The organism is Stenotrophomonas sp. TWI819 (assembly GCF_039673075.1).
GTDB lineage: Bacteria > Pseudomonadota > Gammaproteobacteria > Xanthomonadales > Xanthomonadaceae > Stenotrophomonas > Stenotrophomonas rhizophila_B.
Genome location: NZ_JBDJKY010000013.1, coordinates 30,526 through 49,733 on the forward strand (window position 1 = coordinate 30,526; position 19,208 = coordinate 49,733).

Sequence of the window (19,208 nt, forward strand, 5' to 3'; positions counted from 1 at the left end):
GTTACCGCCACTGACAGCAGGAGAGCGGATGTACTGGCCATCGCACGGACCGGCCCACGCCCGTCATTGCCGACCCCGGGCACGCCTGGCCGTCCTCGCGTGGCTGATGCTGGCGGTGGGACCGGCTGCGGCGTCGTTGCCGGAACGTCCCGCCTCACCGCCACGGCTGCCGGCGGTCGATGCTCTCCTCCGCGAATCCACCGGCCGCCAGGGCTACACCGGCGCGGTCGCGCTGGTGATTCACGACGGCCGCATCGTGCATGACGCCGCCTACGGTTGGCAGGATCTGGCGCATGCCACGCCCATGCAGCGTGACAGCATTTTCCGCATCTACTCGATGACCAAAACGGTGGCCTCGGTGGCCGCCTTGATGCTGGTGGAAGAGGGTCGGCTGGATCTGGATGATCCGGTGGCGCGCCATCTCCCTGAGTTCTCACGCCTGCAGGTCTTCACCGGGGGCACCGCCGCGGCGCCACAGCTGCGGCCGGCGAGGCAGACGCTGACCGTACGACATCTGCTCACCCATACCGCCGGTTTCGCAGCGGGTGGCGAGGGATTCGAGGCGGTAACCGCATTGCTGGAATACCAGCAGGTGCAGGCCGCGGACAGCCTGGCCACCTACACCACGCGCTTGGCCCGCGTGCCACTGGCGACCGAGCCGGGCACACGCTTCCGTTACGACAGCACCTCCATCGAGGTCCTCTCGCGACTGGTGGAAGTGGTGGGTGGCCTGCCGTTCGAGCAGTTCCTGCAACAGCGCATCTTCCGCCCGCTGGACATGCGCGACACCGGGTTCGTGGTGCCGGTGCGTGATCGCGCACGCGTGGTGGCGCTGACCACCATGGGCGAGCACGGTGATCTGGTGCTCGCCGATGAGGTGCATGCGCGGGTGCCCGGCAACGCGCTTCGGCCCTATCCAAGCGGTGCCGGTGGTCTGTATTCCACGGCCGGCGACTATGGCCGGTTCGCGCAGATGCTGCTGGACGGTGGCCGCTGCGGCGAGGTGCAGTTGCTTCGACCGTCCACGGTGGCCCTGATGATGCAGAACCAGCTGGTGCACACCGCCTTGCCCCGGCCGGTGACCGAGTTCAGCGATGCCGAGGGCTTCGGCCTGGGCGGTTCGGTGTTGCTGGATCCGGCCCTGAAAGGACGCACCGCTTCGGTGGGCGCGTTCGGCTGGTCGGGCGCGGCCTCGACCTATTACACGATCGACCCGGCACGCCGCCTGGTCGCGATTCTGATGCTGCAGCATCTGCCCGGCGGCAATGACGATCTGCCGCGCATCAGTACGACGTTCTACAACCGCGTTGATGAGGCGATAGACCCATGAGTAGTGCGGCACGTTCCACCGTCCTTGTCGCCGGCTCGGCCAATCTCGATTTCGTGGTGCGCGCCACGCATGTGCCGGGGCCCGGTGAGACGGTGCTGGGCCGTGGCTTCAGCACGTTCCCCGGTGGCAAAGGCGCCAACCAGGCCGTGGCCTGCGCGCGGGCCGGCGGTGTGCCGACACGGATGCTGCTGGCTGTGGGCGAGGATGATTTCGCCGCACCGATCGAGGCGTCCCTGCTCGACGCCGGTGTGGCCCTGTCGACCGTGCGCGATCCTGCGCTGCCCACCGGCACCGCCTTCATCTGCCTGGCCGACACCGCCGAGAACGCGATCACGGTCGCGCCCGGTGCCAACCTGGGGCTTCGCGAGGAGCACCTGCCGGCGCTGGAGGGCGTGGGCTGGCTGCTGCTGCAGCTGGAAACGCCCGTGCCCACCATCACCGCCTATGCCCGCCGCGCCCGTGCGGCCGGGCTCAAGGTCGCGCTCAACGCGGCGCCGGCACAAGTCCTGTCCGATGCGCTGCTCGCGCTGCTGGATGTGCTGATCGTCAACGAAGGTGAGCTGGACGTGGTGGCCGGCCATCCCCCGGACCTGGCCACGGGACTGGCGCGCGTGCCGGTGCCCTGCGTGATCGTGACCCTGGGTGCGCGTGGCTGCCTGGCCCGGGTGAACGGCGAGGTGCTGCTGCAGCCGGGCTTCCGTATCGACCCCTTGGACACCACCGCGGCTGGCGATACCTTCTGTGGCGCCCTGATCGCTGCGCTGGCGGACCATCAACCGATGGCCGAGGCGTTGCTGGCCGCCACCGCAGCCTCCGCGCTGACCTGCACCCGCCTGGGCGCACAGGCGAGCATTCCCACCCGCGCCGAGGTGCAGGCGCTGCTGGCCGATCCCACGCGCGTTCCCGATGCCGCCGCCCATGCCGCGCTGGCGGCCGGGTGCGTGCAGTGATGTACCTCCTTTCCGTTTGCTGCTGGATGTCTTGCCCATGACCACGCCGTATCAGAGCCCCGACTACGACACCGATGCAGCCGACTACGGGCGTGAGGCGATCCGCACCGAGTACAAGTTCTCGCACGTGACCACCGGGCGTTACCTGCCGACGCCCGGCAAGGCGCCGGCGTGGCCCTTCGCCGATATCGGCAACTGGATGATCGATGCCAATGCCAGCGCGGGTGATTGGCTGGAAGAACTCAAGGACTGGCGCCGCGAGCACCTGGTCCGGATCGGCTACACGGATGTGAACTACCGTCGTCCAGAGCTGCAGTGGGCGCAGCGCAACTTCGTACATGCGCAGATGATGGTCGAAGACCGCTACTTCTTCGACGCGGCCACCGGGCAGTACACCGTTGATCGGTATCTGGACGATCTGACCGCACGGTTCGGCGGGCTGGATTCGGTGTTGATCTGGTACGTCTACCCCAACATCGGCATTGATGACCGCAACCAGTTCGATCTGGCGCATGACATGCCCGGCGGCCTGGCGGGATTGAAGACTGCGGTGCAGGCGTTCCAGAAGCGTGGCGTCAAAGTGTTCCTGCCGGCCAAGCCGTGGGACCACGGCACCCGCGACCCGGGCGTGACGCACTGGGATGGGCTGGCCGAGATCGTCAAGGCGGTCGGTGCCGATGGTATCAACGGTGACACCTTCAACGGTGTGCCGCGGGCGTTCTTCGATGCCTGCGATGCACGCGGCAATCCAGTGGTGGTGCAGCCCGAATCCACCATCAGTTCCGAAGAGCAGTTGATCTGGAACGTGCAGAGCTGGGGCAAAAAGGCGCCCGATGGCCCGGTGCCGCCGGTGTCCAAGTGGAAGTGGCTGGAGCCCCGCCATATGGTCAACTACGAGAACCGCTGGGGTCGAAACCGTAATCACGACCTGCAGTACTGCTTCTTCAACGGCATCGGCTACAACGCCTGGGAGAACATCTGGGGCGTCTGGAACCAGTTCACCCCGCGCGACGGTGAAGCGCTGCGCCGGATCGCCACGCTGTACCGGCAGTTCCCGCAGCTGGTGGTCTCGATGGACTGGGAGCCGTACCAGGTCTGCCTGCAGGGCGGCATCTTCGCCAGCCGGTTCCCGGGCGAGGGGGTAGCGCTGGACACGTTGATCAACCGCAACGAGTACGCCGTGGACGGCGAGCAGATCGCGCTGGCGCATGCGCAAGGCATGCGTTACTACGATGCGTGGCATGGGCGCGTGTTGACGCCGCGGATCATTGACGGCGCGGCGTACATCGAGCTGCCGATGGAAGCGCGCGGCTTCGGCGCGATCCTGAGTGTGGCTGCCGATACCGCAGTCGAGGGTCTGGACGATTTCCTGGCCGCGACCGCCGAGCGCACACAGCAGCCCCTCAACAGCTACTCCGCCGCGTGGAAGGCCGCTCCGCAGGAGCTGCTGGCGATGGCGAGCACGCCCCCGCAGGCCGAGGCGCCCGCTGGCATGGTCACGATCCCGGCCGGCGAGTTCCTGTTCCAGGTGGGCGGTATCGAGATCGAAGGCTTCACCTGGGCCGGCCTGGATGTGCAGTACCCGTGGGAAGACTGCGCGCGTCGCCACCATCGCCGGCGCATGGCGCTGCCTGCGTTCCACATCGATCGCCACCCGGTCACCAACGCCGCGTTCAAGCGCTTCCTCGATGCCAGCGGCTACCGGCCGGCCGATGACCACAACTTCCTGGCGGACTGGAAGGACGGCGCGCCGCGTGCGGGCTGGGACAACAAGCCCGTCACCTGGGTCTCCATCGAGGACGCGCGCGCGTACGCGGCGTGGGCCGGCAAGCGGCTGCCGCATGCGTGGGAATGGCAGTACGCCGCGCAGGGCACCGATGAGCGCCTGTACCCGTGGGGCAACGCGTGGGATGCCACATGCGTGCCGCGGGTCAATCGTGGCCGTCGCCTCACCCCGCCGGCGGATGTGGATGCGCATCCGCAGGGAGCCAGCCCGTTCGGCGTGGAGGATCTGGTCGGCAATGTGTGGCAGTGGACCGATGAATTCAGCGATGCGCACACCCGCGCGGCCGTACTGCGTGGCGGCAGCAGCTATCAGCCGCAGACTTCGCACTGGTACTTCCCGCAGGCCTACCGCTTGGATCAGCACGGCAAGTACCTGCTGATGGGGCCATCCAAGGATCGCGCCGGTACGGTCGGCTTCCGTTGCGTGGTGGATGCGGCATGAACCGTCTGCATCCCGCCGCCCGCGGCATGACGCTGGTCCCGCCGCAGCAGGTCACCTTGCAGGGTGTGCTGGGCGATGCCCTGGCAGCCAACCGCCGTGGGCGCCTGAGCACCTTCGTGGTGGATGAGCACAGCGCGCCGATCAGCATCTTCAGCCAGGCGCACAAGCACCAGAACCACGAGGGCGACTGGTATGGCGAGCACGCAGGCAAGTGGCTCTCGGCCACGGCGCGCGCGGTGGCGCAGGGCGGGCAGCCGCAGCTCGAGACCTCGTTGCGCCGCGTCGCCGACTGGTTGATCAGCCAGCAGGACGATGACGGCTACCTGGGCAACTATGCGCCTGAGCGCCGCTTCAGCGTGCCGCAGCCGCCCAAGCCGGAGAGCTGGAACGGCGAGCCGGCGCTGCGCACCTGGGACATCTGGACGCACAGCTATCTGATCCTTGGGTTCCTGGAAACGTGGCGCGCGCTTGGCAACGCGGCCTACCTGCAGGCCGCGTGCCGGATCGCCGACCTGTGCTGGCAGGCACTGCAATCGGGCATCGACATCACCACGCTGGGCAACCACCACGGCATGTCCGCCACGGTACTGCTGGATCCAGCCGCCGATCTTTATCTGGTCACCGGCGAGCCGCGCTATCTGGCGCTGGCCGAGTGCATCCTGGCGCAGGCCAACGCCAACCCGAGGTTGGCGCTGCTGGACAAGGCACTGGCCGGCGAGGATGCAGCCTTCATCGCGACCGGCAAGGCGTATCAGCTCAGCTGGAACCTGGTCGGGCTGGCCAAGTTGTACAAGGCCACCGGGCATGACGACCATCGCCAGGCGCTCGATCATCTCTGGCACAACATCCGCGAGCAGCACCTCACGCTGGGCGGCGGGCCGTGGGGTGGGGTGGCGCACCGGTCGCGCGAGGTATTCAACGCGCCGCGCACCTTCTTCCCGCAGGCCTATGTGGAAACCTGCTCGGTACTGGCGTGGATGCAGCTCAACCGTGAGCTGCTGGCCATCACCGGCCACGCGCGCTATGCCGACGAACTGGAGCGCACCGCCTACAACGACCTGCTGGCGGCGATGGCGACCAATGGTGAGGACTGGTGCTACTACACCTATCCCAACGGCCGGCGCGTGCACACCACCTACTGGCGCTGCTGCAAATCCAGCGGCGCGATGGCCGTGGAAGAGCTGCCACAGGTGGCCTATGGCATCGCCGCCGATGGTGGGCTGCGGGTCAACCTGTACGGGCCGGGCGAGGCCACGCTGCTGCACGCTCAGGCCGGTGCGGTGACCCTGCTGCAGGCGACCCGATTCCCCTTCGACGGTACGGTGACGATCACCGTGCTGCCCGAATGCGTCGCCGAGTTCAGTATCGGCGTGCGCATACCGGGCTGGGCAATGGGTGCACGGATCGAGGTCAATGGGCAGCCCGAGGCGGCCGAGGCGGGCGCGGACGGGTTCGTGCACCTGCAGCGGACCTGGCAGTCCGGCGACACGATCTGCGTGCAGCTGCCGATGCAGCCTCGCCTGCACCGGGCCGCCAACATCAACGTGCAGGAATCGCGCGCGCCGGATGGCTCGCCGGTGGCGCAGGAGGTCCTGCGCTGGGAGTACGTGGGGCTGAGCTACGGGCCGCTGGTGTATGCCACCGGCCTGATCGACGGGTACAAAACCGATGAGACGGTGCGCTTGCCGGACCGGCCCCCCTCGCAATGGCTGCAGGTGGGCGAAGACACGGGCGAGGGCGCACCGATCACCGTGCAGCTGGAGTGCCGCGGCCCGCTGACCTTCGAGCCCTACTACCGATGTGGTGGGCGCGATCACGGCAGCTGGCGATTGAGCTGGCTGTCGCTGGCGCCTTCGGGTTGACGTCTCGGCGGTCGTCAGCGGCCCTGGCGCCGCCGACGCCGCAGCGTGTTTTTTGTCCACCCAGAACATACCCACACGATCTGTTTCTTCCCGTTGGCCAGGAGGAAACTTCCATCAAGGTATCGAGTGTATTGACCATGACCGGAAGCAACCCCAGTTCTCCATTCGCCATCGCCCAGCGGGAAGGTGCCACCGGACCGTTGAGCGGCATTCGTGTGCTGGACCTGAGCGCCTACATTGCCGGTCCTTACGGCTGCACACTGCTGGCTGACCAGGGCGCGGAGGTGATCAAGGTGGAGCCACCGGTCGGCGACAACCTGCGGCGCTATCCCTCCACGCTGGAGGCCGAGAGCCGGGCATTCCTCGGTGTGAACCGCTCCAAGCGCGGCGTGGTGCTGGATCTGAAGCAGCCTGACCAGCGTGCGGTGCTGATGCGCCTGGTGCGCGAGGCGGACGTGCTGGTGCACAACTTCCGGCCGAGCGTGCCGGTACGCCTGGGCATCGATTTCGAGAGCCTGCACAAGCTCAACCCGCGCCTGGTGTATTGCTCGGTCACCGGCTATGGCGAGCAGGGGCCGTTGAAGGAGAAGGCAGGGTACGACCAGGTGCTGCAGACCATGACCGGTATGTGCACGATGCAGGGCAAGACGGGCGGCGCCCCGGAGATCCTGTACGGTTCGGTGGTCGATTACTACGCTGCCGCGCTGGTGGCGGCCGGTGTGTCATCGGCGCTTTACGAGCGCGAACGCAGCGGCGAAGGCCAGTTCGTGGGCGTGTCGCTGCTGCGCAGTGCGCTGACGATGCAGTCGGCGCGGATGGTCTGGGCCGAGGGCGAGCCGGCGGCAGTGGGCCGCGATATGCGCTCGGGCGGTGTCACCGGCATCCATCCCACCGCGGACGGATACCTGTACGTCTCGGCCAATACCCCGCGCTTCTGGCAGGCATTGTGCGAGCGGATCGGGCTGCCGGAACTGGCGGCCGACGCGCGGTACGACACCGTGCGCAAGCGGGCTGCGGAGGCCGAGATACTGCTGCCGCAGTTGCACGCCGCGCTGGCCACGCGCAGTGCGCTGGCGTGGGAGGCGTTGTTCGGCGAAGAGGTGCCGTGCGCGGCGGCGCGCCAGGTTGAGGACATGTTCGACCATCCACAGGTGCAGGCCGAGCAGATGGTCACGTCGCTGCCGCACCCGCTGCTGGGCAGCTACCGCGGCATCACCCGGCCGATCGTGTTCGGCCGCACACCCGGCCCGGAGCCGTTCGCCGCGCCGGTGTTCGACCAGGACACGGCGGCGATCAGCGCGCTGCTTGACGCTTCCTCTGATGATTGATGCCAAGGACCTCTCCATGTCTTCGCTGTCCAAACTCGCCCAGCTGCGTGATCTATCCGTGGTGGTCGCCGATACCGGCGATGTCGAGGCGATCAAGCGATTGAAGCCGGTCGACTGCACGACCAATCCCACCCTGGTGAAGAAGGCGCTGGATCTGCCGGTGTACGCCGATCTGATCGAGAACGCGCTGGCCTGGGGTCGTGAGCAGGCGGGTGAGCGCGAGACCATCGTGCACGCGGTGGCCGATCGGCTGACCGTGGGCGTGGGCACGCTGCTCAGTACGCTGGTGCCGGGCCGTGTCTCGACCGAGGTCGATGCGGACCAGGCCCACGATACGGCGGCGACGGTGGCCAAGGCGCGCCAGTTCATCGCGATGTACGAGGCGGCCGGTGTGCCGCGCAGCAAGGTGCTGATCAAGATCGCGGCGACCTGGGAAGGCGTGGAAGCGGCGCGTCAGCTGCAGGCCGAGGGGATCGACTGCAACCTGACGCTGATCTTCAATCCGACCCAGGCCTTGGCGTGCAGCGAGGCCGGCGCATTCCTGATTTCGCCGTTCGTGGGCCGCATCCTGGATTGGTACGTGGCCAACGGGCAGGCGCCGGCGACCATCGATGAAGACCCGGGTGTGGTGTTCGTGCGCGGCGTGTATGCCGAGTTCAAGCGCCGCGGTTCGCCGACGGTGGTGATGGGCGCGTCGTTCCGTTCGACGGCGCAGATCGAGGCGCTGGCGGGCTGCGATCGCCTGACGATTTCGCCGGATCTGCTGGAAAAGCTGGACGCCGATCACGGTGCGCTGCCGCGCAGGCTGGTGGCCGGTGCGGCCGGGCCTGTGCAGGTGACGCCGATCGATGGGGCGCGGTTTGCGGCCGATCTGGCGGCTGATCCGATGGCGACGGAGAAGCTGGCGAGCGGTATCGATGCGTTCGCCAAGGATCTGGAGGCGTTGCGGCAGACGATCCGCGAGCGGCTGTAAGCGCTGGCGGTTGGATGGCTGCGGCCTGAACACCGCCGACGGCGTTGACGCGGCGTGGACGCAAATTCACCCGGGCTTGCCGCAGGCAGGCAGACACTCGGCCCATGTTCCACAAACAGGGATCGATCATGAAGACGAGCATCCGCGTGTTGTGCCTGGGCAGTCTGCTCGCCGTATCGGCCGTCGCCGGAGCCCAGACCTATGGCCCGAAGGACGAAGGGCGCCGCTTCAACGACGGCAGCAAGGTGGTGTGCCGCAACGTCGAGGTCCAGCGTAATTCCAAGGATCCCAACCGCATCACCGGCACCGCCACCGGCGCGGTCGTGGGTGGTCTGCTAGGCAATCAGGTGGGTGGCGGCAACGGCAAGAAGCTGGCGACGGTTGCCGGTGCCGTGGCCGGTGGTGCCGCAGGCCGTCAGATCCAGGGCAATCAGCAGTCCAAGAACGGCGATCGCGTGGTCGAGCGTCGTTGCGAGCGTCAGTATCGCTGATAGCGATGCCCGGTCATAAAGGCGCGGCGATCTGCCGGAGCGTTACAAGAAAGCGACCTTCGGGTCGCTTTTTCCATGAACGGGCATCTACGTCAGCGATACCGGCTCCAGCGCACCGTCGCCGCTGCCGGGCCGCCGGGCGTGACCGCCGGCGCTTCACAGATGCCAGGGTTGTAGTGATTGTCGCGGTCCTGCGGCACGATCACCTGGGCGCCCCCCTGCTGCACCGTGGTGGCGCTGCCGGGGTTGTTGGTGCCCACCGTCAGGCTGCCGTGGATCACGGTGGTCTGCGCGGCGGTCGCCAAGGTGGAGCCGAGGATGACGTTGCCGTGGATCTGCCACCCGGACAACTGCGCGCCGCTTTCCGTCACCAACGCGACATTCCCGATCGGCAGGCCGCGATGGGATACGCCGGCGGCATCGGTCCATTCGGTGAACTGCGATGCAGCCCCGGTCTTGTCGCACAGGTTGCCCGGGTAGTAGTCGCCGTCGCAGACGAGCGCCGGCGTAGAGAAATTCGGCGCGATCAATTTGTCGTGGCCGGACTCTGTCAGCGTGATGTAGCCCTTGGCGATCAGCGTGGTGAGCAGGTCACGATTGCCGTCGGCATCGCGCAACTGGGTCCCATTGATGGTGAGCGCGTTGTCGAACCAGAACACGCCGCGCGGCAGGTGGGTCAACCCGGTAACACTCCACGCACTGGTCGCGGTCTTGTCGCGGAAGCAGTGCGCGGCGCCGTTCTCGGCCTGGTTCCAGTTGCAGGTCAGGAACTGCGCACCGTTGGCGGGCAGCCGGCGGACGTCCTGGGTGGCCAGATTGTAGACGCCGTCCATCGACTGGCCGGCCCGGTTGCGCACATTGCGGATGGTCAGATGCGGAGCGCCTTCCAGCCATTCGAAGATGTAGTTGGCACCGTCGCGGTAGGTGCTGACATCGATCGCATCCACGCGCGTGTCGCAGAAGGGGATGCCCGGCAGGCCGGGCGTCGTGCCGGTCTGCTGCGTGCGCAGGCCGGGCATGGCCATGGCGGTGTCCGGTACGATCTGACGCGATTGGCTGTACCGGAGCACGCCGGCGATGTTGCCGGTGCCCAGCTTCGGGAAGTTGTGATAAAGCTCTGCGCTGGTCGCGATCACATCGCGACCGCCGACCAGGTTGCCGATGGTGCCGGACACCACGTCGAGGTCACCGTTGGCCAGCAATGACGTGTAGTTGCCATCCCAGCCGGTGATGGAGACCTGATGGCCCCACATCTGATTGACCGTGATCGTTGCGACGCTCACGGCGCCGCCAACGATGCTGGACGCGCGGAAGGTAAGTTGATCGGTGAGGGCGGACGTACTGCTGCCACTCAGGTGTTCGGCACCCGAGGCACCGGAAACAAGACCGGTAGCCGCGTCTGTGGTAACGGACGTCAGATCGAGCAGATAGGTGTCGCCGCTTGAAAGCGTCACGACGACGCGTCCGACATTGGTCGGTACGATCACCCCGGCCGACCAGGGCAGCACGCCCGTCACGGTCGATCCGATCAGCTTGCCGCCGATCTCGGTGGTGCCGATCAGTGTGGTCCCGTCATAGACATTGGCCGTGTAGGCGCCGGCCCTGATGGCCGTGTAGTTGCCGCCGCTGACGCCGCTGCCCACCGTGACGTTGCGCCCCCACAGCGTCGTATCGCTGGGGTTGGCCATCTGATTGATCTGGATCGTGCCGCCTGCGTAGACATGTCCGCCGCTGAGAATGCCGCCGCCGCTGAGGCTCACATTGCCCTTGGCGCACCCGGAGAACGTTGCCTGGCTGGCGTTGGTCAAGTTGATGTTGCCAGCGACGGCGATGTTCTCAAAGCCCGCCGGATTGGTCACACCGAGCGAGCCACCGGTGATGTTGAGGTCGCCGTTGAACACCATCGGTGCGGCGGGGATGGTCGCGCAGACCGGCGAGCTGGGCGTGCTGCTCCCACCCGGGGTCACGTCATACAGCACTTCGACCGTGGCGCTGGTGGTGGTGGAGCCGCTGCCGGCCAGTGCGGTGATCGTGGCGGCGATCTGATAGTTGCCGCTGGCGCCACTGAGCGCGGTGATCTGCGCATTGCCGTCGGGAATGCCGATGGTTGCCATGCCACTGATGGTGGCCGGCATCGCGAGCCCACCGCTGCCGCTGGCCCAACCAGCCATCGTCGCCGGATCCACGGCCAGCAGATAGCGGCGCACGACTTCCACGCCGCGCCAGGCGGCGGCCTGTGCCGAGGTGACCGAGTGGGTGGTGATCTGGCGCTGCTGGTTGCCACGCAGTGAGTAGATCGATGCGGCCACCGTCACCGAGACGGCGAGGCCGACCATCAGGACGATCCACAACGTGGCCATGCCCTTCTGGCGTGCAGGGCCAGGCGTACAGCTCCTGCGGGCGCGTGTGCGCCGGGAGAGATGATTCATCGCGGACATCCTGGTCATGCGGCGGGGGGCACAGTGAGGTTGGGCAGGCACACGGAGAACAGCACGTCGTCGCTGGCCTGACGCAGGATCACGCGCTGGCCGGTGCGCTCGATGGTGTCCTGCTGTTTGAACGGCAGGCAGGCATCGGGTACGGCGACAAATTGATAGCCGTCACCGCCGCTGGCACCGCGCAGTGTCAACGCGCCGATTTCGCGTTCATCGCTGGCAAATGCACTGCCATCTTTTTGGCTTGGCTCGAAGAAGGCGGCTTCGGCGGCGACGGGTTGCCACTCTGCATCGGTCCAGGTCGCGGCCGTTGCACTGCTGCAGAGTTTCGGCGGCAGCCGGTAAAAGCCGCGCGCAGGTGCGCCGTCGGCCGCCGTATCCACCAGCCGCAGCCCGGCGCATTGATCGGCCTGGTTCAGCTCGTGCTTGAAGCGCCACGCGATCTGCTTGCCTTCAGCGCTGATCGTCAGGCGACTGGCCAAGGTGTCCTCGGCGGGAATGCCGAAGCCGGCTTCCTGCAGTTCGATCTGCGCGGCCAGCAGCGCCGAGGCGACCTGGCCATCGCGCAGCGCCGAACGCGAGGCATTGCCCGACGCTTCGATCATGTTCTTGTAGAGCACCAGCATCGCCGCGATGGTCAGCAGCGAGATCACCAGGCCGACCATCATGCTGATCAGGCTTTGGCCGCGTTGGCGGCGCCGTGTCATGTGTCCGTTCATTGGCGACTGGACACCAGCAGATCGGCGGCGTGCTCGCCGGCCTCGTCGCCCTCCAGCTCCAGATCGGCGGCGCGCACGCTCAGCCCCACTTCGCGGGGGGCTTCCACCGGCATCACGGTGCCGGCCAACGTCACGTTGATCTGCGGCGCGGTGCCGCATTCCACCTGGGCCTGGCGGGTGATATCACTGGACAGTGCGAGCGCTATCGTCCCGCTGCCGCACAGACCGGTGCCGCCACTGTGCAACTGCTCACGCAGTTGACCGACCACCAGGCGTTCGACCTTGGTCGCGCGTTGGTTGGCCATCAGCCGTGACTGGACGTGGGCCAGGCCCGCGGCGATCAACGAGGTGATCAGCACCGCCACCAGGGCCTCAAGCAGCATGTCGCCGCGCTGGAAGCGAGGGCCGCGGGGCGGCTTAGAGCATGTCGACATAGAGCGGATCCTGGCTGGAGAGGCCGACCGCGATGCGGCCCAGTGCGACGTCGCTATCGGTGCAGCCTTCGGCGCCGGGCAGGCGTACGCCACGCGCATCGAAGGTGACGCAGTCGAAGTCCGGGTTGCCACTGCCGGTCAATGCATCGGCATCCGCAAAGCCCTGCAGATCGGTGAGTTTGAAGTGCACACCGGTCCGGACCGGCGCAGACCATGACGGGGCATCCGCGCCGGTCACCATCACTTCCAGCGTGCCGGCGCGCAGCCGGAGCATCGCGGCCGGTTCGGTGGCGCGGCGGGCCGATGGATTGCGCAACGCCATCGCGCGGGCCTGCGAAACGCCCTCCCACAGCAGGCTGCGTGCTTCCATCTGTCGGTTGCTGCTGACCCAATGGGCGCCAAACGGCATCGCCGCCATCAGCAGCATCGCCATGATGAACAGCCCGATCATCAGTTCGATCAGGGTCACGCCGCGCGCGCGGGAGGGACGCACCGCGGTTACCAGCTGCTGATGCCGACAGCGGCGCATTCGCTGCCGACGCTGCGGGAGTTGGCATCGTCCAGGCTGAGCACGCACCCGCTCGCTTTGCCCAAGGTTGAGCCGGCCGTGGCGGTCAGGGTGTAGCCTCCCGTCTTGGCCGTGTAGTCGAAGCTGAAATCGGCTGCACTGGCGGCCGGCGTCCAGCCGCGCTGGGCAACCTCCGCGCTGCCGGGATAGCTGAGGGTGCGCTGGCGGAAGTTCTCGGCGTTGGCCGAGAGGGCCAGCAGGTCGCTCTGCGCCAGCCGGATCTTCGAGCGAATCACATAGCGGGAGTACGCAGGCAGGGCGATCGCGGCCAGGATGGCGATGATCGCCACCACCACCATCAGCTCAAGCAGCGTGAAGCCGCGCATGCCGCGCCGCGAACGAGGTGCTACTACGGTATCCATCAACGCCTGCCTTCCCTGGGGCCTGACCCGTCACTGCGACACGCGGCACGACAGGCGCACGGCCTGCAGGCGGGTGTCCCCGGTACGCCTGGATGCGCTCAAGACCCCAATTCCCGAGACGCAGCCGGCAGACAGTGACGGAGTTACGTTTGTGAGGAGTTTCACACTTTATTAGCGCCTGACACCCGGTGTCAATTGAAATTGGTGCGGCGCAGCGTCGCACCGCGAAGGGCGTGGCCCGCGCTCCGGCACCCCGTAAACGGGGACGCTGGTCTACTGCGCGGCGTCAGCGCAGCGGAGGACTGCCGGCCAGGGTGCGCGCCCCGGTGATGATCATCCGCAGCATCTGTGTCAGCTGATCGATCAGTTCGGGGTCTTTTTCCGGCGGCAGGTCCACCGCGGTGGCGCCCATGGCAAAGACCAGCCGGGTGATGGCCTTGGAGGCCAGTGCCGGCTCGTGCAGGCGCGCGCCGTCGGCGGCCGCCAGGCGGATCAGGTCGACCCGCAGTTCGTCTTCGAAGTAATTCAGTTCGCGATCAACCGCGTGCTTGAACGCATCCGAGCCGGCCGTGCCTTCACGCAGCAGCACATGCAGCAGGCGGTCATCGGCACGCAGCTGCTCCATGAAGGTCTCCACCGACAGCCGGATCACGCTGCGGTCCGAGGAGGCCGCGCGCTGGCGGGCCTCGCCGATGATCGTGCGCAGCGAGCGACCGGCCAGGTCGATCAGCGCCACGGTGAGTTCGTCCATGTCGCGGAACTGGCGGTAGAACGAGTTCGGGGCGATCCCGGCTTCACGCGCGACCTCGCGCAGGCTCAGCGTGGAGACGCTGCGGTGCGGCCCGATGAGGGCCAATGCCGCGGCCAGCAGATCCTCACGCGAGATGGAGGCTTTGCGCGCGGGATGGGCGTCGTCGGAAGCAGGCAGGGGCAGGTCTGGGGAGGTCATCGGGGGCAGGGGAGTCAAGTCCCTGAATCATAGCCCGTCCCAGCAATATACAACTGTATACACAGTCGTATGCTCGGCCGTATAGTGCGCAGCATGAGCACCGTCCCGCGCATTGCCGCCCGCCGTCACGCCGCCAGCCCCCGCCGCTGGGTCTCCGAGGAGCTGTTCGACTTCTGGGGCACCCGCCTGCATCCGCTGTGGACGCTGCGTCGCCCGTTGGCCCGCCTGGCGTCGCGCACCGCCGAAAGCGCCGATGCCGTGACGCTGGTCCTCAAGCCCAACCGTCATTTCCGCGGTCTGCTGCCGGGCCAGCACGTCACCCTCGGTGTAGAAGTCGATGGCCGCCGCCTGTCGCGCAGTTACAGCCCGACCGTGCTGGCCGACGGACGCTTGGCGATCACCGTCAAGGCGATCGCCGGCGGTGCGGTCAGCCAGCATCTGGCCCATGCCGCGGTAACGGGTGAGGTGTTCGAGCTCGGCCAGGCGTTCGGTGAGATGACCCTGCCCGCAGCCTCCGCTGAGCGCCTGCTGCTGCTGGCTGCCGGCAGCGGCATCACCCCGATGCGCGCACTGCTGCGCCAGCTCGATGGCGCCGGCATGCAGGGCAAGGTGGATCTGGTGTACTGGGCACGCCGCCGCGAAGAACTCTGCTTCGCCGAGGAGCTCGCCGCGATGGCAGAACGCCATCCGTCGTTCGACCTGCATATCGCGCTGACCCGCGATCCCGCTGCCCCGGCGTCGCGCGTGGATGCCTTCGCCTTCGAGGCACTGGGTGATCTGAGCACCGCCTGCACCCTGGTGTGCGGCCCGGGTGGCTTCGTCGATGCAGCGCAGGCGCGGCTGCAGGGCCAGGTTGCGTCGCTGCAGTCCGAGGCCTTCACCCCACCGGTTCTGCCGGAGGTGGAAACGGGCACGGTGCAGGTCGAACTGCGTCGCAGTGGCCGCACGCTCTCGCTGCCGCGCGGCACCTCGCTGCTGCAGGCGCTGGAGGCCGAAGGGCTGCGCCCGGCCAGTGGCTGCCGCATGGGCATCTGCAATACCTGTGTCTGCGGCAAGGTATCCGGCGTCACCCGCCATACCTTGACCGGCGAACACGCGGCCGAACCGGCCACGCAAGTAAAGCTGTGCGTGAACAGCGCCAGCACCGACCTGATCCTGGAGCTGTGACCATGTCTTCCGTGCACAACCGCGCGCTGTCCCCGGCCGAACTGCAGGCCTTCGGCGATGAACTCGATGCACTGCGCGCGCGCCAGCTGGCCACGCTCGGTGCGCGCGATGCGCGCTACATCCGTCGCGTCGTTGCCGCGGTGCGCTGGACCGGCGTGGCCGGCCGCGCGCTGCTGTTCCTCGGTGCCTTCGTGCACAGCGTGCTGATCCCGGCGTGGATTGCCGGTGTGGTGATGCTGGCGCTGTCCAAGATCCTGGAAAACATGGAGCTGGCGCACAACGTCATCCATGGCCAGTACGACTGGATGGGCGATCCGCAGTTGCAGGGCAGCACCTACGAGTGGGATATCGTCGGCACCGCCGACGCCTGGCGCAAGACCCACAACTTCCGCCACCACACCTACACCAACGTGCGCGGGCTGGACGACGATATCGGTTATGGGCTGCTGCGCATTTTCCCCGAGCAGCGCTGGCGCCCGTTCTACCTGATGCAGCCGGTCGTCGCGGTGGTGTTCGCGCTGCTGTTCGAATGGGGCATCGCGATCCAGGACCTGCGCCTGGGCCGTGTGTTTGCCGGCAAGATGACGCTCAAGCAGCTGGGCAAGCAGTTCCGTCCGGTCGGCCGCAAGATGGGCAAGCAGATGTTCAAGGACTACCTGCTGTTCCCGGCACTGGCCGGTCCGTTCTTCCTGCCGGTGCTGCTGGGCAATGTGGTCGCCAATCTGATCCGCAACGTGTGGACCTACGTGATCATCTTCTGTGGTCACTTCACCGCCGAGGCCGAGACGTTCCCGAAGGAATGCGTGCGCGATGAGAGTCGCGGCCACTGGTATCTGCGCCAGCTGCGCGGTTCGTCCAACCTGACCGGTGGCAAGCTGATGAACGTCATGTCGGGCAACCTCAGCCACCAGATCGAGCACCACTTCTACCCGGACATTCCGGCCAACCGCTACGCGGCGATCGCGGTCGAGGTGAAGGAGATCTGCGCGCGCTACGGCCAGCACTACAACACCGGGTCGCTGCCGCGCCAGTTCGGCCAGGTGATGTGGCGGATCGTGCGCCATGCCTTCCCGAGCAGGCCGGGCCGTGTGCGCGCGCTGCCGGCGATGAGCGAGGCCAGCCGCCAGCCGGGTTGATCAGAGCGGCAGCTCCAGTTGCAGGCGCCACAGCGGTGACGCCTTGCGCTGGCGTCGCAGCTGCTCGGTGCCGTCGTCGCTGACCCGCGATTGCCCGGTATGCAATGCCCGGTGCAGCGCATTGCTGAGGCTCAACCGAAGTTTGCCGCGTGTGCCCAGCGTCCACAGCGAGTAGAAGTCCAGCTCACGCCCATAGCTGGCGATCTCGAATTGGCCCGGGCTGATCTGTACCGTGCCGCCGGTACGGTAGGTGTAACTGCCGCCCACGGTCCACCCCGAGCGGATCTGACGGTCCGCCCCGAGCGTGCTGCTGAAGCGCACCTGCTCATCGAGGCGGTTGTCGGGGCCGGGCACATCCTCCACGCGCGAATCGTTGGCGGTCGCATTGAAGCGGAGCGCTACATCCGGTGCGCCGGCGATCAGATGCGGCAGGCGCAACGCAGTATCCATCTCCACGCCCCAGGTCATCGCCGTGCCGCCGTTCACCGGTGAGGCCACCCAGCGCCCGTCCTGCAGGTGGGTTTCGGTACGGATCACATGGGTGATACGGCGGACATAGCCCCCCAGGCTGAGCTGCGTGCCGTCCTTGCCGTAGGTCTCATAGGACAGGTCCATCCCGGTCGCCAACTCCGGGCGCAGCGCCGGGTTGCCGCGCTCGTCGGGATTGAGTGGGCGGTTGTTGGTGGAGGTGTACGGACGCGGGATCAGCGAGGCCAGCGTGGGTGAGCGGTAGGTGCGGGTCATCGCGATGCGCAGCTGGTCGCCTGGGGTGCCCGGGAGTTTCCAGAGCGACTGCAGCACCGGCCAAAGCACCTGCTCACGTCGGTGGATGCCGCTGAACCCGCTGCCCTCACTGCGCGTCGTGATCTGCTCCCAGCGCGCCCCGGCATAGACCGACCAGCGCTCGCTGAGGGTGATGTCGTCCTGCGCGTACAGTGCCAGCCGCCGGATGCGGGCGTCGAAGGCCAGATCACTGAACCACGCCGCTTCATCGCCGACCGGCAGCAGGCGCTGCATCCGTGACTCATCACGACGGTCCTCGCTGCCTTCCCAACCCAACTGCAGTGCATGTCGTCCGCTGGCTGGCAGGGTGTACTTGCCGGTGCTGTTGAGGTCGCGCACGGTCAGTCGCGCATCGGTATGGTCCTGCAGGTTCTGTTGCCCCTCCAGTGCGTAGCCCTGCTCGCGGTAGGTATAGCGCTCACGGTTGCCGCCCAGGCGCAGCTTGGTGGTGAACGTGCCGCCCAGCTCGAACGCACGTGTCCACGTTGCGCTGCCGTTGGCCTGTGCGACGTCGATGCGCGTGCGTTGCTGGTACCGGGTCGTGCGCAGCGGGGCACCAAGCGAGGTCATCCAGTCGATGTCGGTGACGCGGTCGAAGCGGCTGGCATCGACCACCGCCTGCAATGCAAGGGTGTCGCCGTTCTCCAGCGTGGTTTCCAGGCTGGGGGCCAGCGACAGCACATCGCGCGTTCCGCTGGCACGCAGGGCGGTGTCGCGCGACACCGTCGGTGTCCCCTGTGGGTCCCACGCACGTTCGGTGCCGGTTTCTTCAACGAGGAACGCGCGGCGCGATGCGGTCGCCGTGATCGCGCTGCTGCGATGGCCGGCGCGCCGGTTGCGCTGCCAGCTGATCGACGGCGTATTCCGTCCCTGGCTGTTGCCCCAGGCCAACGATAGCTGCTCAGTATCCTTGCGTGCCCCAGCGGCCAGCACGATGTTGATCGAACCGGCGATCGCCTCGCCACGCTGGTCGGCCGTCGGCGCACGAAGAATCTCCACCCGCTCGACCATCTCCGGGGTGAGTGAATCCAGATCGAAGCCGGTGGGCGCCTTCTGGCCATTGAGCAGGATCTGCGTGTAGCCCGCGCCCAACCCGCGCAGCGACAGCGCGCCGGTGCGGCCGGGGGCGCCGGTGCCGACGGTGATGCCAGGCAGGCGCTTGAGCGCATCGACCAGGCCGAGGTCGCCGTACTGGCGCAGTGTTTCGCTGCCGACCACGATCCGGGTGGCGGTGTCATCGCGGCGGATGTCGTAGCCCTGCGCCTGCACCTGCACGGTGTCCAGCGCGGTGGTTGGCGGGGCCGCTGGCGCAGGCAGTGACTGCGCAGCGCTCGAGAACGCGGTGCATAGCGGGGCCAGGGCCAGGACGATGCGGAACGAAGGAGTCATGGGCGATCCGTGCAGAAGGGCAGAGTTCGCATTTCGCCGGGCAATACGCGCCCCTCCTGTGGCCAGGAAAACGAAATGCAGCGGTGGTTCGGGGAGCGGCTTAGC

General features: G+C 67.3%; 16 protein-coding genes. 9 read left to right on the forward strand and 7 right to left on the reverse strand.

What is annotated here, in order from left to right; genetic code table 11:
- Positions 1-28: 28 nt before the first annotated feature.
- From ABE463_RS15710 to ABE463_RS15740, 7 genes are all read left to right on the forward strand, one after another.
- Positions 29-1,330 carry a serine hydrolase domain-containing protein gene (locus ABE463_RS15710; RefSeq protein WP_346468789.1) on the forward strand — a complete coding sequence of 434 codons (1,302 nt, stop codon included), beginning with the start codon at positions 29-31 and terminating at the stop codon, positions 1,328-1,330.
- Positions 1,327-2,280 (forward strand): ribokinase, encoded by a 954-nt coding sequence (locus ABE463_RS15715; protein WP_346468790.1) that lies wholly within the window; start codon positions 1,327-1,329, stop codon positions 2,278-2,280. The genes ABE463_RS15710 and ABE463_RS15715 overlap by 4 nt, the downstream gene beginning before the upstream one ends.
- Before the next feature lie 37 nt (positions 2,281-2,317).
- Complete coding sequence (locus ABE463_RS15720; RefSeq protein ID WP_346468791.1) at positions 2,318-4,507, forward strand: formylglycine-generating enzyme family protein; 2,190 nt, start codon at positions 2,318-2,320, stop codon at positions 4,505-4,507.
- Entirely contained in the window at positions 4,504-6,369 is a 1,866-nt protein-coding gene (locus ABE463_RS15725; protein WP_346468792.1) for a beta-L-arabinofuranosidase domain-containing protein, read from the forward strand. Before ABE463_RS15720 ends, ABE463_RS15725 begins: the two co-directional genes overlap by 4 nt.
- Before the next feature lie 137 nt (positions 6,370-6,506).
- Complete coding sequence (locus ABE463_RS15730; RefSeq protein WP_346468793.1) at positions 6,507-7,697, forward strand: CoA transferase; 1,191 nt, start codon at positions 6,507-6,509, stop codon at positions 7,695-7,697.
- A 16-nt stretch (positions 7,698-7,713) separates the two neighbouring features.
- The gene (locus ABE463_RS15735; RefSeq protein ID WP_346468794.1) at positions 7,714-8,670 is read left to right on the forward strand and encodes a transaldolase; all 957 of its coding nucleotides are present in this window, start codon (positions 7,714-7,716) and stop codon (positions 8,668-8,670) included.
- 128 nt (positions 8,671-8,798) lie between these two features.
- On the forward strand, positions 8,799-9,161 hold the full coding sequence (locus tag ABE463_RS15740) for a glycine zipper 2TM domain-containing protein (protein WP_346468795.1): 363 nt from the start codon (positions 8,799-8,801) through the stop codon (positions 9,159-9,161).
- A 92-nt stretch (positions 9,162-9,253) separates the two neighbouring features.
- On the opposite strand, the gene ABE463_RS15745 is transcribed toward ABE463_RS15740, so the two are convergent.
- The 6 genes from ABE463_RS15745 to fabR form a co-directional block, all read right to left on the reverse strand.
- On the reverse strand, positions 9,254-11,590 hold the full coding sequence (locus ABE463_RS15745; protein ID WP_346468796.1) for a hypothetical protein: 2,337 nt from the start codon (positions 11,588-11,590) through the stop codon (positions 9,254-9,256).
- Positions 11,591-11,604: 14 nt separating this feature from the next.
- The gene (locus tag ABE463_RS15750; protein ID WP_346468797.1) at positions 11,605-12,303 is read right to left on the reverse strand and encodes a prepilin-type N-terminal cleavage/methylation domain-containing protein; all 699 of its coding nucleotides are present in this window, start codon (positions 12,301-12,303) and stop codon (positions 11,605-11,607) included.
- An 8-nt stretch (positions 12,304-12,311) separates the two neighbouring features.
- On the reverse strand, positions 12,312-12,749 hold the full coding sequence (locus tag ABE463_RS15755; RefSeq protein ID WP_346468798.1) for a hypothetical protein: 438 nt from the start codon (positions 12,747-12,749) through the stop codon (positions 12,312-12,314).
- Positions 12,733-13,242, reverse strand: coding sequence for a prepilin-type N-terminal cleavage/methylation domain-containing protein (locus ABE463_RS15760; protein ID WP_346468799.1), 510 nt, complete (start codon positions 13,240-13,242; stop codon positions 12,733-12,735). Before ABE463_RS15760 ends, ABE463_RS15755 begins: the two co-directional genes overlap by 17 nt.
- 5 nt (positions 13,243-13,247) lie before the next feature.
- Entirely contained in the window at positions 13,248-13,679 is a 432-nt protein-coding gene (locus ABE463_RS15765) for a type IV pilin protein (protein WP_310443686.1), read from the reverse strand.
- 286 nt (positions 13,680-13,965) lie between these two features.
- Entirely contained in the window at positions 13,966-14,628 is a 663-nt protein-coding gene (gene fabR / locus ABE463_RS15770; RefSeq protein WP_123729694.1) for an HTH-type transcriptional repressor FabR, read from the reverse strand.
- 93 nt (positions 14,629-14,721) lie between these two features.
- On the opposite strand from fabR, the gene ABE463_RS15775 reads away from it, so the two are divergent.
- Complete coding sequence (locus tag ABE463_RS15775; RefSeq protein WP_346468800.1) at positions 14,722-15,795, forward strand: ferredoxin reductase; 1,074 nt, start codon at positions 14,722-14,724, stop codon at positions 15,793-15,795.
- Positions 15,796-15,797: 2 nt separating this feature from the next.
- The gene (locus ABE463_RS15780; RefSeq protein WP_346468801.1) at positions 15,798-16,931 is read left to right on the forward strand and encodes an acyl-CoA desaturase; all 1,134 of its coding nucleotides are present in this window, start codon (positions 15,798-15,800) and stop codon (positions 16,929-16,931) included.
- Here the strand turns inward: ABE463_RS15780 and ABE463_RS15785 are convergent, their stop codons facing one another.
- A complete protein-coding gene (locus ABE463_RS15785; protein WP_346468802.1) occupies positions 16,932-19,103 on the reverse strand; it encodes a TonB-dependent receptor in 2,172 nt (723 codons plus the stop codon).
- Positions 19,104-19,208: the final 105 nt, after the last annotated feature.

Excerpts from the sequence above, each read along its gene's own strand:
- ABE463_RS15775 (WP_346468800.1), top strand. The coding sequence starts at position 14,722 with ATGAGCACCGTCCCGCGCATTGCCGCCCGCCGTCACGCCGCCAGCCCC.
- ABE463_RS15750 (WP_346468797.1), bottom strand. The coding sequence starts at position 12,303 with ATGACACGGCGCCGCCAACGCGGCCAAAGCCTGATCAGCATGATGGTC.
- ABE463_RS15730 (WP_346468793.1), top strand. The coding sequence starts at position 6,507 with ATGACCGGAAGCAACCCCAGTTCTCCATTCGCCATCGCCCAGCGGGAA.
- ABE463_RS15710 (WP_346468789.1), top strand. The coding sequence starts at position 29 with ATGTACTGGCCATCGCACGGACCGGCCCACGCCCGTCATTGCCGACCC.
- ABE463_RS15720 (WP_346468791.1), top strand. The coding sequence starts at position 2,318 with ATGACCACGCCGTATCAGAGCCCCGACTACGACACCGATGCAGCCGAC.
- ABE463_RS15755 (WP_346468798.1), bottom strand. The coding sequence starts at position 12,749 with ATGTCGACATGCTCTAAGCCGCCCCGCGGCCCTCGCTTCCAGCGCGGC.
- ABE463_RS15725 (WP_346468792.1), top strand. The coding sequence starts at position 4,504 with ATGAACCGTCTGCATCCCGCCGCCCGCGGCATGACGCTGGTCCCGCCG.
- ABE463_RS15745 (WP_346468796.1), bottom strand. The coding sequence starts at position 11,590 with ATGAATCATCTCTCCCGGCGCACACGCGCCCGCAGGAGCTGTACGCCT.
- ABE463_RS15715 (WP_346468790.1), top strand. The coding sequence starts at position 1,327 with ATGAGTAGTGCGGCACGTTCCACCGTCCTTGTCGCCGGCTCGGCCAAT.
- ABE463_RS15735 (WP_346468794.1), top strand. The coding sequence starts at position 7,714 with ATGTCTTCGCTGTCCAAACTCGCCCAGCTGCGTGATCTATCCGTGGTG.
- ABE463_RS15740 (WP_346468795.1), top strand. The coding sequence starts at position 8,799 with ATGAAGACGAGCATCCGCGTGTTGTGCCTGGGCAGTCTGCTCGCCGTA.
- ABE463_RS15780 (WP_346468801.1), top strand. The coding sequence starts at position 15,798 with ATGTCTTCCGTGCACAACCGCGCGCTGTCCCCGGCCGAACTGCAGGCC.
- fabR (WP_123729694.1), bottom strand. The coding sequence starts at position 14,628 with ATGACCTCCCCAGACCTGCCCCTGCCTGCTTCCGACGACGCCCATCCC.
- ABE463_RS15785 (WP_346468802.1), bottom strand. The coding sequence starts at position 19,103 with ATGACTCCTTCGTTCCGCATCGTCCTGGCCCTGGCCCCGCTATGCACC.
- ABE463_RS15765 (WP_310443686.1), bottom strand. The coding sequence starts at position 13,679 with ATGGATACCGTAGTAGCACCTCGTTCGCGGCGCGGCATGCGCGGCTTC.